Origin of the sequence: Protofrankia sp. Cr1 (assembly GCF_963555865.1) — a bacterium.
Classification (GTDB): Bacteria; Actinomycetota; Actinomycetes; order Frankiales; family Frankiaceae; genus Protofrankia.
This window is the reverse complement of the sequence record NZ_CAUVXO010000016.1, coordinates 1-16,443: the sequence shown is the minus strand read 5'-3', so window position 1 is coordinate 16,443 and position 16,443 is coordinate 1. Positions and strand designations below refer to the sequence as shown.

Annotated in this window: 15 protein-coding genes; 7 read left to right on the top strand and 8 right to left on the bottom strand. The window is 69.8% G+C overall.

Going from position 1 to position 16,443, the window contains the following annotated elements; translation table 11 throughout:
• The coding region (locus tag U9980_RS03220) for a SpoIIE family protein phosphatase (protein WP_322766614.1) at positions 1-3,110 on the top strand (3,110 nt) is incomplete at its 5' end.
• A gap of 112 nt (positions 3,111-3,222) precedes the next feature.
• Positions 3,223-4,068 carry an ABC transporter ATP-binding protein gene (locus tag U9980_RS03215; protein ID WP_322750011.1) on the top strand — a complete coding sequence of 282 codons (846 nt, stop codon included), beginning with the start codon at positions 3,223-3,225 and terminating at the stop codon, positions 4,066-4,068.
• 35 nt (positions 4,069-4,103) lie between these two features.
• Here U9980_RS03215 and U9980_RS03210 read toward each other — a convergent pair whose 3' ends face one another.
• A complete protein-coding gene (locus U9980_RS03210) occupies positions 4,104-4,577 on the bottom strand; it encodes a hypothetical protein (RefSeq protein ID WP_322766613.1) in 474 nt (157 codons plus the stop codon).
• A gap of 416 nt (positions 4,578-4,993) precedes the next feature.
• Here U9980_RS03210 and U9980_RS03205 point away from each other — a divergent pair, with 416 nt between their 5' ends.
• Positions 4,994-5,335: an Lsr2 family protein gene (locus U9980_RS03205; RefSeq protein ID WP_322750006.1), complete on the top strand. Its 342-nt coding sequence runs from the start codon at positions 4,994-4,996 to the stop codon at positions 5,333-5,335.
• A gap of 260 nt (positions 5,336-5,595) precedes the next feature.
• On the opposite strand, the gene U9980_RS03200 is transcribed toward U9980_RS03205, so the two are convergent.
• The gene (locus U9980_RS03200) at positions 5,596-7,014 is read right to left on the bottom strand and encodes an aminopeptidase P family protein (protein ID WP_416210134.1); all 1,419 of its coding nucleotides are present in this window, start codon (positions 7,012-7,014) and stop codon (positions 5,596-5,598) included.
• Positions 7,015-7,292: 278 nt separating this feature from the next.
• On the opposite strand from U9980_RS03200, the gene U9980_RS03195 reads away from it, so the two are divergent.
• Together U9980_RS03195 and U9980_RS03190 are read left to right on the top strand one after the other, a co-directional pair.
• On the top strand, positions 7,293-8,417 hold the full coding sequence (locus U9980_RS03195; protein WP_416210133.1) for a CaiB/BaiF CoA transferase family protein: 1,125 nt from the start codon (positions 7,293-7,295) through the stop codon (positions 8,415-8,417).
• Positions 8,418-8,529: 112 nt separating this feature from the next.
• Complete coding sequence (locus U9980_RS03190) at positions 8,530-9,675, top strand: LCP family protein (RefSeq protein ID WP_322766611.1); 1,146 nt, start codon at positions 8,530-8,532, stop codon at positions 9,673-9,675.
• Here the strand turns inward: U9980_RS03190 and U9980_RS03185 are convergent.
• The 4 genes from U9980_RS03185 to ppgK all read right to left on the bottom strand — a co-directional run bounded on the left by U9980_RS03185 (position 9,669) and on the right by ppgK (position 13,438).
• Complete coding sequence (locus U9980_RS03185) at positions 9,669-10,634, bottom strand: YihY/virulence factor BrkB family protein (RefSeq protein WP_322766610.1); 966 nt, start codon at positions 10,632-10,634, stop codon at positions 9,669-9,671. The two genes, U9980_RS03190 and U9980_RS03185, sit on opposite strands and share 7 nt — an antisense overlap.
• Before the next feature lie 244 nt (positions 10,635-10,878).
• The gene (locus tag U9980_RS03180) at positions 10,879-11,082 is read right to left on the bottom strand and encodes a hypothetical protein (RefSeq protein WP_131768226.1); all 204 of its coding nucleotides are present in this window, start codon (positions 11,080-11,082) and stop codon (positions 10,879-10,881) included.
• A 153-nt stretch (positions 11,083-11,235) separates the two neighbouring features.
• Positions 11,236-12,435 (bottom strand): septation protein SepH, encoded by a 1,200-nt coding sequence (gene sepH, locus U9980_RS03175; protein ID WP_322766609.1) that lies wholly within the window; start codon positions 12,433-12,435, stop codon positions 11,236-11,238.
• 190 nt (positions 12,436-12,625) lie between these two features.
• The gene (gene ppgK, locus U9980_RS03170; RefSeq protein ID WP_322766608.1) at positions 12,626-13,438 is read right to left on the bottom strand and encodes a polyphosphate--glucose phosphotransferase; all 813 of its coding nucleotides are present in this window, start codon (positions 13,436-13,438) and stop codon (positions 12,626-12,628) included.
• Between the two features lie 220 nt (positions 13,439-13,658).
• On the opposite strand from ppgK, the gene moaA reads away from it, so the two are divergent.
• Together moaA and mobA are read left to right on the top strand one after the other, a co-directional pair.
• On the top strand, positions 13,659-14,648 hold the full coding sequence (gene moaA / locus U9980_RS03165) for a GTP 3',8-cyclase MoaA (RefSeq protein WP_416210131.1): 990 nt from the start codon (positions 13,659-13,661) through the stop codon (positions 14,646-14,648).
• Positions 14,645-15,301 carry a molybdenum cofactor guanylyltransferase gene (mobA, locus tag U9980_RS03160; protein WP_322766606.1) on the top strand — a complete coding sequence of 219 codons (657 nt, stop codon included), beginning with the start codon at positions 14,645-14,647 and terminating at the stop codon, positions 15,299-15,301. Before moaA ends, mobA begins: the two co-directional genes overlap by 4 nt.
• 54 nt (positions 15,302-15,355) lie before the next feature.
• Here mobA and U9980_RS03155 read toward each other — a convergent pair whose 3' ends face one another.
• Both U9980_RS03155 and U9980_RS03150 read right to left on the bottom strand, forming a co-directional pair.
• Entirely contained in the window at positions 15,356-15,802 is a 447-nt protein-coding gene (locus U9980_RS03155) for a hypothetical protein (protein WP_322766605.1), read from the bottom strand.
• 51 nt (positions 15,803-15,853) lie between these two features.
• On the bottom strand, positions 15,854-16,443 hold a 590-nt coding region (locus U9980_RS03150), incomplete at its 5' end, for a DUF5995 family protein (RefSeq protein ID WP_322766604.1).

Here is a 16,443-nt window from a genome sequence, read left to right as displayed (position 1 = left end):
CGGACGACGATGCTGCGGGGATCCGCGGACTCGATGCGGTGGCTACCGGCGCGGGTGCGACCGTCGATCTACTGACGGCGCTTGTCGCCCAGGCGCCGATCGGTCTTGCCCTCTATGACACCGCGGGGCGCCATCTTCAGGTCAACGACGTCCTGGCCAGGCTGAACGGCCGTCCCGCCGCGGACCACATCGGTCGCACCATGGCTGAGCTCCTGGGTGACTTCGGCCACGAGATGCACCAACTGCTGCAGCGTGTGGTCGCCACCGGTGAGCCCGTGGTTGATCTGGAGGTCAGCGTCGCGACCGGCGGCCGGCAACCGCGCCAGACCTGGACGGTCAGCTGGTATCCGGCGACCGACGCCCGAGGCGGGCTGCTCGGCGTGGTCCTGGTCGCCACGGATGTCACTACGCTGCGTGATGCCCGCAGTGAGCTGGCCCGAGGTGAGGCCCGGTGCCGGGCGCTGGCCGAGGCCGCGGACGCGGACGCCTTCCACACGGATGCTCAGGGCGGCCTGGACGTCGACCTGCCGCGCTGGCGCGCGATCACGGGCCAGCGACGTTCGGAGATCACCGGCTTCGGCTGGCTCGACGCGGTGCATGCACAGGACCGTGATCGGGTCGCGCGGGCCTGGCGGCAGGCGGTCGAGGGGCGCAGCGCCTTCGACGCGGAGTTCCGCCTCGTCGGCGCGGACGGCGCGGACGGCGCGGACGGCGCGGACGGCGCGGACGGCGCGGATCGCGTCCTCGTCCTGCGACTCCTGCCCCTCACCGGAGATGATCGCCCGGTCGAATGGATCGGTACGGGGCGTGACGTCACGCAGGCACGCGCGGCCGAGGCGGTCCACAGCGAGCTGGCAGCGCGCGCGCAGAGCGCGGCCGAATGGACCGAGCGCCTCCGGCTCGTCACCGCTGCGCTCTCGCGTGCGGTTACCGTCGACGAGGTGGCTGCCGTCGTGCTCGACGCCGGGCGCCAGGCACTGGGCGCATCCGGGCGGGGGGTGGCGCTGGTCGACCAGAACAGCGACCGCCTGCGTTTCCGGTCCCTGCTCGGATATCCGCAACGGTTCGTCAGCAGTTGGTCCGACATCAACCTGGGTGCGGTTCACCCGGTGCCGGAGGCCATTCGGGGCGGTCGGGCGCTGTTCCTGTCCGGCCGGGCGGAACTGGCCGGACGTTGGCCCGTGCCGGAGCTGGTCGCGAGCATGACCGACGCCGATGAGCAGGCATGGGCGGTACTTCCACTGGCCACCGTCGACGCCCCGTTCGGCGCGCTGCTCTTCGGTTTCCACGCGCCGCACGAATTCTCCCCGCAGGATCGCACCTACCTGACCGCACTCGCCGACCAGTGCGCCCAGGCGTTGGAGCGCGCCACGCTGTTCGAGCGTGTTCTCGCCGAGGCGGCGTCGAGCCGCCGGGCGGAGGAGATGGCGCGGACCGCCGAGGGCGTCGCGCGTGAGGCCGGCCGCCGCCTGGAGCTCCTGGCCCGCGCGACCGGTGCGGTCGCGAGCGCGCTGGAGCCTGAACGGGCACTGCGGGCGCTCACCGAAGTCGTCGTCGGCGAACTGGCCGATTCCTGCGCGGTCTATCTGGTCGAGTCCGGCGGAACCGCCGATGCGCCCGATGCGCCCGATGCGCCGGTCCTGCGACGGGCCGTCGCCTCGGTTCGCCCCGGCCTCACCCAGCTGCCGATGCCCCGGGCGCGTATCGGCCCGTGGCCGCAGGGCAGCCCGGTCAACCTCGCCGCACTCACCGGGCGCAGTCATATTGAACCGCTGGACGGTGCAGCGTGGTTGTCATCCACGGAGATGGCCCGCTGGATGCGACACGTGGGGGCGCACACCCTCGCCGCCGTGCCATTGATCCTGCGCGGTCAGGTGGCCGGTGTGGTCAGCCTCATGGCCGCCGGGGACCGCGCGCCGTTCACCGGGGCGGATGTCGCGTTCCTGGAGGAACTCGCCGCGCGCGCCGCGGTTGCGGTCGAACACGCCGAGCTCTACCGCCGGAGCCGGGACACCGCGCTGACGCTGCAACGCAGTCTCCTGCCGCTGGGCGTGGTCGAGCCCGAAGGACTGGAGATCGCAGCCCGCTACGTGCCGGGCGTCGCCGACACGGAGGTGGGTGGTGACTGGTTCGACGTCATCGACCTCGGTGCGGGTCGGGTGGGGCTGGTCATCGGCGATGTCATGGGCCGCGGGGTCCGGGCGGCGGCGATCATGGGCCAGCTGCGTACCGCGGTGCGTACCTGCGCACGCCTGGAGCTGTCGCCGTACGAGGTGCTGACGCTCCTGGACAGCGTGGTCTGCGAGATCGACGAGGGCCAGATCGCGACCTGCATCTACGGGGTCGTCGAGCCACACACCGGCCTGCTGACACTTGCCAACGCAGGCCATCCGCCACCGCTGGTGGTGGCCCCGGACGGGCTGGTGTCGCGGCTCTACATGGAGGTCGGCACTCCGCTGGGCCTTGGTCGCGGTGACGTCAAGGAGTACACCGTCCGGCTGCAGCGGGGCGCGTTGCTGGTGCTGTTCACCGACGGACTGGTGGAGAGCCGTGAGCGCGACATCGACGCCGGGGTGTCCGATCTGGCCGCGGTGCTCGCCCGCCAGAACGGATCGCTGAGCAGGCGGGCGGACCATGCGCTGGCAGCGCTGGGGCGGGACGAGGGCCACGACGATGATGTGGCGCTGCTGCTGGTCGGACTGCCCGACACCGATGCCAGCGGGGCGACCCGCTTCGCCGAGATCGCCGTGCCCGCGGGGCCGGCCGGGCTCGGCGAGGCCCGTGGGCGTGCCCGCGAGCTGCTGACGGACTGGTTGGTCGAGGCCGACATCATCGATTCGGTGGTGCTGCTGATGTCGGAGCTCGTCACCAACGCCCTGGTGCACGGCCGCTCCCCGTTGTCCGCGCGACTGCGCCGGACCGGATCGAGAGTGATCGTGGAGGTCGCGGACGGTGATCCGAGGATGCCTCGACGGCGGCACGCCGACGTCGAGGACGAGGGCGGTCGTGGTCTTGAGCTGGTGTCCCTGATCGCCTCCAGATGGGGGACCCGTTCGGCCGGCGCAGGCAAGGTCGTGTGGGCGGAGATTGCCGCGCCGCTGGTGCCGTGAGCGGTTGCCGACGCTACCGGCCCGCGGATTCACCGAGAAGTGGGTCACCATCGGAGTGGGCGCGGCGGCCCGGTCGGCCCTGCGCCGTGACAGGTCGCGTAACGTGAGGTCCGTGGCGGATGTGGTGTTGCGCCTGGACGCGGTAACCGTTGTACGGGATGGTGCGTCGCTGCTTTCCGACATCCACTGGACTGTCGCGGACGGTGAGCGCTGGGTTATTCTCGGGCCGAACGGCGCCGGGAAGACAACCCTGCTTCAGGTGGCGGCGAGCCGGGTTTTCCCTACTCGGGGAACGGTGGACCTACTCGGCAGCCGGCTTGGCGAGCGTGATGTCTTCGACGTCCGCAGCCGCGTGGGTCTGACGAGCTCCGCCGTGGCTGACGTCCTGCCCGCGGGCGAACGTGTTGTTGACGTGGTCATGACCGCGGCCTGGAACGTGGTCGGACGCGCCGGAGAAAAGTACGGCGACGACGACCTGGGCCGGGCGCGAGAGCTACTCGTCCAGGTCGGGTGCAGGAATCTCACCGAGCGGCGATACGGCACTTTGTCCGAAGGGGAGCGCAAACGCGTCCAGATCGCGCGTGCGCTGATGACGGACCCCGAGCTACTCCTGCTGGACGAACCGGCGGCTGGGCTCGATCTGGGCGCCCGTGAGGCCCTGCTGCGGCGCCTCACCCGGTTGGTCGCCGATCCTGGTTCGCCGGTGACGGTCATAGTCAGCCATCACGTCGAGGAGATTCCGCCGGGCATCACGCACGCACTGCTGCTGCGTGCCGGCAAGGTGGTGGCGGCCGGGGACGTCGAGGCGGTCCTGACCGGGCCGGGGCTCTCGGCCTGCTTTGGTATTCCCCTCGAGGTCGTGGCCGGCGATGGTCGGTTTACCGCCCGGCTGGCGCCCGCCATCGCCGGCCCGGCCCGCAGTTCGGCTCCGGCCCGGGCGCGGGGCGCCCGAGTCTGATCCGCCCGGCCCGGAGGCCGCGGTCCCCCTGAATCTTATCGGGAACGGGCGTCGTCCAGCAGGGCCCACAGCCACCCTGGCCCGACGCTGGCCGCGCCCGTGGCAGCGACCCTACGGCGAAGCTCGCGGTCGGCGGTGACGACGAGAACCGGACCGACCTGTCGGTGGATCTGGTCGACCACGGCATCGTCGCCCGAGCCGACCGCGTGGACAACCACAAGCCGGGCGATGGTGGGATCCGGCCCCGCGGGAACCCCGGCTCGGGCCACGCCTTCGAGTACCACGACCAGCTGGGCGGGTGGAGCCCGGTGATGCGCCCCCTGGTGGCTCGTATCCGGGTCGAGCTCGGACGCGCGTGGGTAGAGCTCGCAGCGCCGGTGCTCGGGCAGCCAGAGTTCAGACAGCCTTTGGTGCAGGCGTAACGCGGCACCCGCGCGGTCGCGCCACCATCCGTCCGGGCGTGCTCCTATCACATTTGCGGCATCGACGATCCATGTCCGCTCATCCATCGTGCGCCCCGCTCTCCACGCTCTACCAGACCGTGAATCGGATGACCCCGGCCGCGGCCCGTTCGTGGTGTAAGACATTCGCCGGCGCGGATCCTTGATGGCGTTGCGTGGTGCTCACTCTGCCTTCCGGACCGTGACATCCTTGTCTGTGCCGACCACCGGCGTTTCGGATCGGAAGTCGCGATTCGGTGACAACACATGATCAAAATTTATCCCGACGGTGGCCTCCACCCCTTTGGGTTGACGTGACTCACGTCAACCCGAGGACTCTTGTGTGGCGTCCATGACGCCGTGCAGAGCATGTCCGTGGGCGATGCCAGTCGCGCGTGTCCGAACCAGCCGTTACAGTTCTTCCTGATGACGTGGTAATACTAGTCCCGAGAGTTCCTCGGTTCGCTGACCTGAAGGAGAGTGGCATGGCGCAGAAGACCATCGTGTCGTTGATTGACGATCTCGATGGACACGAGGCTGATGAGACTGTTCGGTTCGGACTGGACGGCGCTTCGTACGAGATCGATCTGTCCGAGAAGAACGCCACCAAGCTGCGTGAGTCGTTGGCTCCGTTCGTTGGAGCGGCGCGTCGGTCCGGTGGTCGGGCAACTGCCGCCCGGCGTGGCCCGCGTGGCGCTTCTCGCCGTACCGGGGGTACAGACCGTACTGCCGACATTCGCGAGTGGGCGCGCTCCAACGGTTACACGGTCAGTGACCGCGGTCGTATCGCATCCAACATCGTCGAGGCGTACGACAAGGCTCACTGAGTGGCTCTCGGTCGCATTCGTCCAGCTGGCCAAAGGCCGCGCGATCATAGCTCTATTTCGCGTGACCACAGGCCACAAGGGACGCGGTGCGACCGAGCAGCGGCCCATGGAGCGGTGGGGTTCTGCCGCGGTGGTGCCGGCTACGGAGGTCGGACCTCTGGTTGGTACCACTTGCGTCCCATATGGGGGTATGTGGCAACCGCTGTTTCCTGGGCGACAGGCTGAGAAGTCGACATCCTGTCGCCCAGGTCATGTGTGGCTCAGGTCCGATGCCCGACCATCCACGTTTCTACGGCCGCAGCGGCGCGAGGAAGAGCCTCGGACAGGTTGCGGTGGCCGTCGTTCGTGACGAAAATGTCGTCCTCAATCCGGATGCCGATCCCGCGCAGCTCGGGGGGCACCGTAATGTCATCGGGCTGGAAGTACAGGCCCGGCTCGACGGTCAGCACCATCCCGGCCACGAGTGGGCCGTCGCGGTAGGTCTCGTCACGGGCCTGCGCGCAGTCGTGGACGTCGAGTCCCAACATATGTGACGTTGAGTGCAGGGTATACCTGCGATGCATGCCGGCGTTCGGGGCTTGTGGGTCTTCTGCCAGCGACTCGTCAACGCTCACCGGAAGCAGCCCCCAGTCGTGTAGCGCCTGCGCTATCACCCGCATTGCCGCCCGGTGCGGGTCGCCGAACTTTGCGTCCGGTCGCACCGCGGCGATTCCCGCCTGCTGGGCCGCATGGACCACGTCGTACACCTGGCGCTGCACGTTGCTGAAATGTCCGTCCACGGGAAGGGTGCGTGTGATGTCGGCGGTGTAAAGCGAGCGGGACTCCACGCCCATGTCCAGCAGCGCGAGGTCCCCACGCTGCACCGGCCCGTCGTCACGGACCCAGTGCAGGACGGTTGCGTGGTGGCCGCAGGCCACGATCGATCCGTACCCGACATCGTTGCCGTCGACCCTCGCCCGGCGCCAGAACGTGCCTTCCAGCCACCGTTCGCCGTTGGGCAGGGTCATAGCGTGGTCCAACTCACGTACACATTCGGAAAAGCCGAGCACGGTCGCCGCGACCGCGTTCTCCAGCATCGCGGTCTCGTAGTCGTCCTTGACCAGCCGCAGCTCGGAGAGGGCCTGCGCCAGTTCCAGATCCCGGTCGGCGGGGTCGGCCGCGCCCGCCGCGGACCTGCCGGGGGAGTAACGCAGGATCTGGCGGTCCACTGCGGTGTCCAGGTCCCGCACAACCCGAGTCGTCGCCGGGGACAGTCGCCCCAGCGCGTCGGTCAGATCGTGCAGCGGCCGGCACTCGATTTCGAAGGCCGCTGATCTCTCCCGGACCCCTGGGCGCGGACCGACCCATAGTTCGCCGTAACGCCGGTCGGTGTAGAAGGCCGAGGACGAGCGGTCCGACCGGTCCGCGACATACAGCACGGCTTCGTGGTCGCCGGCCGAGCTCGGGTGGAGAATCACCACTGCGTCGGGCTCATGACAGCCGGTCAGCCAGAAAAAGTCGCTTCCCGGTCGGAACGGGTAATCTGTGTCGTTTGCGCGTACCCGGAGCCCACCACTGGGTATCACCAGTGTTTCGGCCGGGAAACGCGAGCCCAACAGGGCACGTCGTTTGGCCGTGTATGGCGCGACGTCATCACGCGACGGCGTCATCGTGGGCAACGGGGCCCATCCGCCGGCCATGAATCGAGGGAAGGCGGCCGGTGGCTGGTGATCGTGACTGGCCTGCCCCTCCGTGCCGGCTTCTCCTTCGGCCATGGCCGGGGATGACGCGACGGTTGACGTGCTGCCAGCCGCGACCGTACTGCCCGGGACCGGGGTTAGACTATCTGCGACGATAAGCACGGTGGATCTGTCGGGGGCAGGCGGGGTTCCGCCCGAGTGCGCACTCATAGTTCCAACGGTAGGCCGCGGTGCCCGATACGGGTAGCGTCGCAGGAGTGCCTGTGCCGCCGGGTCCCATGGATGGTCTTCTTGTCGTCGATCTCACTCGGGTATTGGCCGGGCCGTTCTCCACGTTGATGCTGGCCGATCTCGGCGCCCGGGTCATCAAGGTCGAACGGCCTGACCACGGAGATGACTCCCGATCCTACGGTCCGTTCATGAACGATCGGTCGCTGTACTTCGCCCGGGTGAACCGCGGCAAACAGTCGGTTGCGCTCGATCTGAGGGATCCGACCGATCACGCGACGTTACTTTCCATCATCGATCGGGCTGATGTGCTCGTCGAGAACTTCCGGCCCGGCGTGATGGACCGGCTTGGTCTGGGCTGGACCGCGATGTCAGCGCGCAATCCCCGGTTGGTATACGTGAGCATCTCGGGCTTTGGGCAGACCGGACCGTGGCGAAACCGACCCGCCTACGACGCTGTCGTGCAGGCTGCCGCCGGCATTATGTCGATCACAGGTTCGCCCGACGGCGAACCTGTCAAGCCGGGAGTGCCGATCGCGGACCTCGCTGCCGGGCTGTACGCCTTCGGTGCCATCGGAGCCGCGTTGCACGGACGGAACACGACCGGACGTGGGACCTACATTGACATCGCCATGTTCGATGCCACACTGTCGCTGCTCGAAGGTGCTGCGTTGTCCTATCTCGCCACCGGCACAACCCCGCCACGCATAGGTAACGCACATTACTCGATCGCGCCGTTCGACACGTTCGCGTGCGCGGACCGGAGTATTGTGATCTGTGCCGCGAACGACGGCCTCTTCGTCCGGCTGTGTCAGGCGCTGGATCGTGCAGATCTCGGCGCAGACCCCCGCTTCGCCACGAACGACGCCCGGCTGTCCGGCCGGGACTCGTTCAAATGCGAAGTAGAAGGCACGCTACGTACCCGGCCAGCCGCGCAATGGCTCGCGATTCTGCACGAAGCGGGCGTACCATGCGGCCTCATCAACGACGTCGCCGAAGCGGTGTCCTCGGACCAGGCCGGTTTTCGGCACATGGTGGTGGAAGCCGGTGGCCTGCCGTTGCCTGGCAATCCGGTGAAGATGCCCGGCCGGGCGGATCCCTCGACACGGCCGCCCGCTCCCGAACTCGACGCGGACGGCCCGGCCATCCGGGCGGAATTCAACGGTAGCCGATGATCGCAGCTGTCGCGGGCGCGACAGCTGCGCCGGGGAACTTCTCCTCGGCCGCGGAACGTCCACAGGATTGGCGTAGGTGGCACGATGGTGCGGTGAGCGGGGGAACATGACCATGACGTGGCCTCCGGACGGCCAGGGCCAACGTGCCACCATGGGATGGCGGCCTGACGGCCGCGATGTGACGTCCACCGGGCGTCGGCTGGTCACCGTCGTGGCGGGGCTTGTCTCGCTCCTGCTGCTGGTCGTCTCCGCCGGCGGGTGGCTGGCCCTGCGCTACTACGACGGTAAGGTCACCCGCGTCCCGCTGCGCTTCCCCGCCGCGGACCGGCGGCCGGCCGACCCGGGTGGGGACACCCAGAACATCCTCTTGGTCGGTTCGGACAGCCGGGCCGGGACGGGCGGTGAGTTCGGCGAGGTCGAGGGTCAGCGGTCGGACACGACGATCCTGGCGCACCTGGACGCGAACGGTTCCACCACGCTCGCCTCGTTTCCGCGGGACCTGTGGGTGACGATCCCCGCCTACACCGATGCCTCGGGACACAACCACACCGGGGGGAGGTCGAAGCTCAACGCAGCCTTCGCCCTGGGCGGCCCGTCCCTGCTGATACGCACCATCGAGGGACTGACGAAGATACGCATCGATCACTACCTCCAGATCGACTTCATCGGTTTCCAGCGGATGACCGACGCGTTGGGTGGGGTGACCGTGTGTGTGAAGCCGCTGCCCAACGGGAGCAGGAGCAACCTCGACGACAAGATGTCGGGTTGGCATGGCCACGTGGGCGACAATTCCCTCAACGGCGAGCAGGCGCTGGCCTTCGTCCGGCAGCGTTACGGTCTGCCCGAAGCGGACCTCGACCGGATCCGCCGCCAGCAGCAGTTCATCGGCGTGATCTTTCGGGCGGCGACGTCGACCGGCACGTTGACCAATCCGGTCCGGCTCGGCTCGCTGATGGACGCGGTCACCTCGGCCGTCAGCGTTGACGACGCCACGTCGCTGGCGGACCTGGCGCCGCTCGCGGTCCGGCTTCGCGGTGTGGGGACCGGCGGTGTGCGGATGGCGACCGTTCCGACGTCGCCCGGCCAGATCGGCGGCCAGTCGGTGCTTGTCACCGATCCCGGCAAACTCGCGTCGTTCGTGGCCGGTCTGAGCGGTCCACCGCCGTCCGCCGCGTCCGCCGTCGTTCTGGTGGCTGCGGCGGTCCCTGCCCCCGCCACGCCCGCGGTGGCGCCATCGGCCGGTTCGTGTACCTACTGACCGTCGGGTGCCTGCTGGACGTGGCTCCGGCGCCGGGACCGCCACCGGGAGTGGGAGCGTGCAGTGGGGACGCCGAGCCCTGCCGGCGACGGCGGCGGGGATTCGCCGGGCGCTACCACGACCTTGGTCATCCCGTCGATGGCGGCGTTGAGTTCGGCGCCGAGCAGGACCGCGAGCGCGGTGATATAGAAGAAGAGAAGCGCCGCGACCGGCGCCGCCACCGAGCCGTAGATCAGCTCGTGGCCGAACACGGTCTCCAGGTAGAGCCGTAGCAGGTAGCTGCCGACATTCCAGACCACCATGGCCAGCAGCGCCCCGGGCAGCGCGCGCCGCCACGGTCGCCTGGACGGCAGAGCCAGGTGGTAGAGGGACGCGAGTATCGCCAGTGAGAATACGGCGACGACCGGCCAGAACAGGATCCTCAGCAGCCAGCCCACGACGTGGTGGTGTTCCGCGTCGAGTATCCGGGAGATCAGACCCGGTCCGAGGACGAGCGCCGGCAGCAGGATCACCCCACTGGCCACCTGGGCGAGGTAGAGCTGCAGTGCCAGCAGCCGGCTGCGTACCGCTGAGCGCAGCTCACGCTGTCCGGAGGCGATCGTGATCGTGTTGACGTAGGTCGCCATCGCCGACGATCCGGTCCACAGCGACAGCAGGAAACCGATCGAGATCACGTCCGGGCGTCCGTGCGTGAGGATCTCGTTGATGGTCGGGCGAACCACGTCGTCGACGACCACGGGCGTCAGCAGGTCGTTCGCCGCGGTCAGCAGGCTCTGGCGAACACTGTCGACGGCATCGGCACCGAGTGCGTCCCCGATGTACCCGATCGTGCCGAGGACCGCCAACAGCAGGGGGGGAAGGGACAGCAACTGCCAGAAGCCCGCCTCGGCCGCGAGGCCGAGAACGCGGTCGCGCCACGCCCCCGCGACGGTCTGACGGGCGAGAGTGACAACACGCATGGACACCGGTCCGCGTGAGGTGGCCAACGCCTTCGGCGGCTGGACCGGTGGCCCCGCGGGTAGCGCTCTGTTCGCCGTCGGCACGCGACCCACGGTACGGCTCCGCAATGGGGAACACGCTCAAGCTCGGCGGAAGGTGGTCCTTTTTACCTGCTGACGAGGGGCGCCATATCGGGGTTCCTGCCGGATCGGTGAAAGCCGATCTGGCAGGTCCGGCCGCTGACGCACAGTGGGAGACGACGATTCAGGGGGAAATGGTCAGTTTGTCGGTTTCGTCATGGTATTCAGCAGCCACGGCCCGCAGCTTGGAGTCGTGGGACTTGGCGTGGTGTCGGCAGAACAGCAGCTCGCCGCCACCGGGAAGCACGACCCGCACATACGCCTGCGCGCCGCACCGGTCGCACCGGTCGAGGTTGGTCAGCGTCGGTTTGGTAGTGGTTCCAGTCACACCATCTTCAACAGTCTTCGTCGGGATTTGGTTCCACGCTGTCGGTGTGACGGTTCCCTCACGGACGTCTTGGCGAATGACCGACGTCGGCAGTTACGGTCGTGGCTGCTCCCAGCACCCCGCAAAGCCGCAGGTGGTGACGGGACACGTCGGCTACGGGCGCCGGGCGCCGAAGACGATGTCGTCCCATGCCGGCACGGACTTGCGGCCGCGGCGACCGCCGGCGCCTCGGTCAGCCGGGCGACCGGGAGCACCCTGACGCCCGCGGGTCCCGGGCGATGACTGTCCGGCGTCGTCGTCGATGTCGGCAGCTGCCTCCGCCGCTGCCGCCTCCGGGGTGGAGCGTGGCTGCGGTCCGACGGGATCGGTCACGATCAGATCGGCTGCGGGGGCAGGCGTGGTCGCCGGGATAACCGGCACGCTCGGGGTGGCCGGCACCGGCCGGGCCTCGGGCACCTCCGCCACGGGCGCAGCGGGTTCCGGCCGCTGCGGCTGCACTGATCGGATCAGCGCGGCCGGCGGGGCCGGGGTTGCCGGGGTTGCCGGGGGAATTGGGGTGCGTGCGGGTGCCTCGCCCCGGGCGGCGGGCCGGGACACGCCGTGGGTCCGCCCCCGTGCCGCCGCCGGCTGGACCGGCGTGGGCGGCGGCACCGTGACCGGCGGGTGCGCAACCGGCGCAACCGGCGCAGGGACCGGCTCCTGCACAAGGGTCAGCGCGGGACCGGGCGGCCGGGTGGTGCCGGTCTGCGTGGGCAGCGGCGTGGGCAGCGGCGGTGCGGCGGGTTCGACCGGTACCTCAGGAGTCACCAGCGCCCTGGCGGCATCATCGTGTGGGCGCACCCGGCGCACCACCGGATCCCAGGTCCAGCGCGCGCACCGGCTCTCCGAGGTCAGCTGTACCAGCCAGATTCCGTCCACCCGACGCCAGGCATCCCACTGCGCGCCGTCGGGGTCGTCCTGGGCGGCCATCAGCCGGGCGTCCACAACCTCGCCCAGCGGCCGGCCCGGGGCGCCACCAGGGTCCTTGGGTAGCAGCGCCGCCCGCGCCTCCTGTACCACCCGGGCTCGCTCGGCCAGCACCGGGCCCTCGTAGCGCTCCACCCGCTCGACTGGAATGCCCGCTACCCGCGCAACCTCGGCAGTTGTCTCGCCAGCTCGCAGGCGCGCCTGGATCTCCCGTGGAGTCAGGGCGCTTTCCTGGCGTACCTCGCTGCGTCGCGCCCCGCGCAGCGCCGCTCGAAGCCGGTCGTCAACCGGTACCCGGAATTTTTCCGCGTCGGGTCCGCCCGCGGTATCGGCGAGCACGAGGTAGCCGCCGTCCTCGCTGAGCGCGACCGCTCGCAGCTCACGCATGGCGCCTCCTCATCGGCGTCGTCCGAATCCGCCGTGGCACATTTGGTAACGGTGAGTGTCCGGATTGTCAAACCGGCCGCTCATGCTTACCACCACACCTTGCCATCGACATACCGGCGGTGTCTCACCCCGGGAGTCGACACGCTCTGTCGGCCTCCCGCCGACACCACGCTGCGCCCATCCTGGGTGGTCAGGGACGGCGGCCGCCGGGGGGCCGGGTGGCCGGCGGCCGGCGGCGCGGTGCCCGTGCCGGCGCCTTGGGACGGGCCTGGTCGCCCGCGGCGAACAGCGCGGCCCCGACAATTCCGGCATTGTTCTGCAACTGGGCGGGGACCACCTTCGTGCGGATTTCGAGACGATCGAGAAATCGATCCGCCTTTCGGCTCGCGCCGCCGCCGATGATGATGAGATCGGGCCACAGCAGCGCTTCCAGCGCGCTCAGATAGCGGCTGACCCGCTTCGCCCACTTCTCCCAGGAAAGATCTTCGCGTTCGCGGGCCGCCTCGGAGGCCGAGGCCTCCGCCGCGCTTCCACCGATCTCAAGATGGCCGAACTCGGTGTTCGCAAGGAGCTGGCCATGAAGGAACAACGCTGTGCCGATACCGGTTCCGAAGGTCGTCATGAGGACGACACCGCCGACGTCGCGACCGGCACCGAAGGTCATCTCGGCGATTCCGGCGGCGTCGGCGTCGTTGATCACCGTTACCCCGCCTGGCAGGACCGCGCCGAGGGTGGCCGCCAGGTCGGTGTCCACCCAGCTCGGGTCGACGTTCGCCGCGGTCTTGGCGATCCCGTCCTTGAGCACGGCGGGAAAGGTGGCTCCGACCGGACCCGTCCAGCCGAAGTGGTCCACCACGTCCGCAACGGTCTTGGCGATGGCGCCCGGTAGCGACGGCTGCGGCGTCGGAACCCGGATGCGGGGCGCGGCCAGTGTCCCTTCGTCGATGTCGACGGGCGCACCCTTGATGCCGGTACCACCGATGTCGACACCGAAGACCTGCATCTCGCCTGTGCCCTCCCGTTGCCGTCGACCTATATCGGGCGTACCTGGACACAGTCTCCACCGCGGCGTGCGGCACCGTGGGACTGTCCGGTCAACCCGCGCCCACTCCACCATAGATCCGCACGCCTCGCCGGCCCATCTGAGTGTGACACCGGTATCCGGGCCCGATCTCCCCGTGGGACGCCGATCGCCGATCGATCCGCCGGCGCTCTAAGCTGAGATGGTGGCATTGTGGGATTCCTTCGGTCGAGTCGCCACCGACCTGCGGGTTTCGTTGACGGACCGCTGTAATCTGCGGTGCACCTACTGCATGCCCGTCGAAGGCCTGGCGTGGTTGCCGAGGGAGGAGACCCTGACCGACGAGGAGGTACTCCGTCTCGTCCGGATAGCGGTCACCCGCCTTGGAGTGACCGAGGTCAGACTGACCGGCGGTGAGCCGACGGTCCGGCCGGGTCTGGTCGGCCTTGTCGCCCGGTTGGTGGCGTTGCGTCCGCGTCCCCAGGTGTCCATGACCACCAACGGCACATCGCTGGCCCGCCTTGCCGGTGCGCTGCGCGCCGCCGGCCTGGAGCGGGTGAACGTCTCTCTGGACACATTGCGGGCCGACCGCTACCTGGCGATTACCCATCGGGACCGGCTCGCGGACGCGTGTGCGGGTCTGGCGGCCGCGGCCGCGGCCGGGCTGGCACCGGTGAAGGTCAACGCGGTGCTGCTGCGGGACGTCAACGACGACGAGGCTGCTGCCCTGCTGCGATGGTGCCTGGAGCGGGGCTACCCCCTGCGCTTCATCGAGCAGATGCCGCTGGACCCTCAGCACAGCTGGGATCGCGGGGTGATGGTCACCGGCGCGGAGATCCTCGCCCGGCTGCGGTCGGAGTTCACCCTGACGGCACTGCCCGGTCGCGGCAGCGCGCCGGCCGAGTTGTTCGCCGTGGACGGCGGACCTGACACGGTCGGCGTGATCGGCTCGGTGACCGCACCGTTCTGCGCCGCCTGCGACCGGGTTCGTCTTACCGCCGACGGGCAGGTGCGCTCGTGCCTGTTCGCCCGCGAGGAGACCGACCTGCGCACGCCCATGCGGGCCGGGGCCGACGACGCGCACCTTGCGCAGCTGTGGGCGGCCGCGGTCCGCGGCAAGCGCGCCGGGCACGGTATTGACGACCCCGCCTTTGCGCAGCCCGCGCGACCGATGTCGGCGATCGGCGGATGAGCTGGGACGCGTTGGTGCTTGCCGGCGGAGCGGCCCGCCGCCTCGGCGGCGTGGACAAACCCGCGTTGACCGTCGGCGGCCAGACCCTGCTGGATCGTGTTCTCGCGGCGGTGGACGGCGCGCGCGAAGTGATCGTGGTCGGACCGGCGCGCCGGGTCGCGGTGACCCGCCCGGTGCGCTGGACCCGCGAGCGACCGCCGGGCGGGGGACCGGTCGCCGCGCTCGCCGCCGGTCTGGAGTTGGTGTGCGCACCCTTGGTCGCCGTGCTCGCGGCCGATCTTCCGTTTCTCACCGCGGCGACGGTCGCCGCGCTCGTGCGGGCCGTGGGCGGTGGCGGTGCCGGTGCCGGTGCCGGTCGCGGTGCCGGTGCCGGTGCCGGCCGGGACGCAACGGGGGCCGGCCGGACCGACGATGATCCTCCGTGGGGTGCGCTCCTGGTTGATCCAGCCGGCCGGCACCAGTACCTGACCGGGGTGTGGCGGACGTCCGCGCTGCGTGCGCGTCTCCCGGCGGTGCCGGCCGGAGCGTCGATGCGGTCGGTGTTGGCGGGCCCGCGGGTACTGGTGCTACCCGCCGACGGGCGCACCACCCTGGACTGCGACGCACCGGCGGACCTGGAACGGGCGCGAGGCTGGGCCAGGATGGGCCCGTGAGCGCTCGTGATGACTGGGTGGTCGTCGCCCCCCGGCGCGCTTCGCAACAGGTGGTCAGCGCATCCACGCCGGTCCGTCCTCCAGCAGGGCCCGCATGTCGATCGCCATCGTGTGGACCGCGAGCGGGTCGTCCAGCCCGGCGTTGTCCAGGGTCGACCAGGACAACACGTCCTCTCCGGCCGGCGCCTGGTGACGGCTGGGTACCGCGGCGCGGGGATCGACCGACCGTAGGCGAGGGAGGGCAAGGGTGCTTGTCGCGGCATCGGTGGCGTCCCTGCCACGGACGCCGCCTACCGGTCTGCCGGCGGCGGGATCGACCGGTGTCCCGGGTCGGGCGCGACCGGAGGATGTGACGATCGACTGGTCCAGGCCGGCGAGCCCGGCGATCACCACCAGCGCCGGCACGACGAACTGCGCGGGCCGCCACGTGGTCAGGGCGACCATGGTGAAGACGATCAAAATGGTGACCGCTCCGAGCGCGTTGCGCTGCGCGGGCGGCAACGCCGGAACCTTTCGGCCGTGTCGGTAATATCCCACCCGATCGAGTGTGCCCTATATCTCGTCCGCCCGCTGCCCTCGACCCGTCGGCGCGGCCCCGGGTAGCGCGTCGGATGCATGGTGGCGCGCGCACCAGGCGTCCCGGGGGACAGCCGTCGTCGACGGCTGTTCGTCGGCGAGCAGTACCCGCAGCAACCGTGCGCGGACATCTGCGCTGGTCTCGATCGTGTGCACGACGAGGGCGTACTCGTCGGTGCCCCTGGCTGCGACCAGGCGTTCTGCGTCGTGCCAGGCGTCCTCCCGCCATGCCGTCAACATCTCGATCAGGTCGTCGCGGCCGAGACCGTAGCGCAGCGTCCCGTCATCCAGGTGCGGGTCGAAGCGGGCTGCCTCCTGCGCCAGCAACGGATCCATCACCCGCGCCAGGATCGCGTTGACACGGTCGTGGTCGCCCTTGTGACTGTGGCCGTCGGGACCGGCCAGGCCGAGCTCGGCGAGAACGAACGGCAGATCGCGGGTGACATGGGCGTTCATGCCGAGCAGCAGGTCACCGGCGGCTGAGAGCGTTGTGGTGGCGGCCGCGGTGAACGCCACCCGCCAGGCTGGCGGCACGTCGGTCGGACGGCCCGCCGCCCACCGGTCGA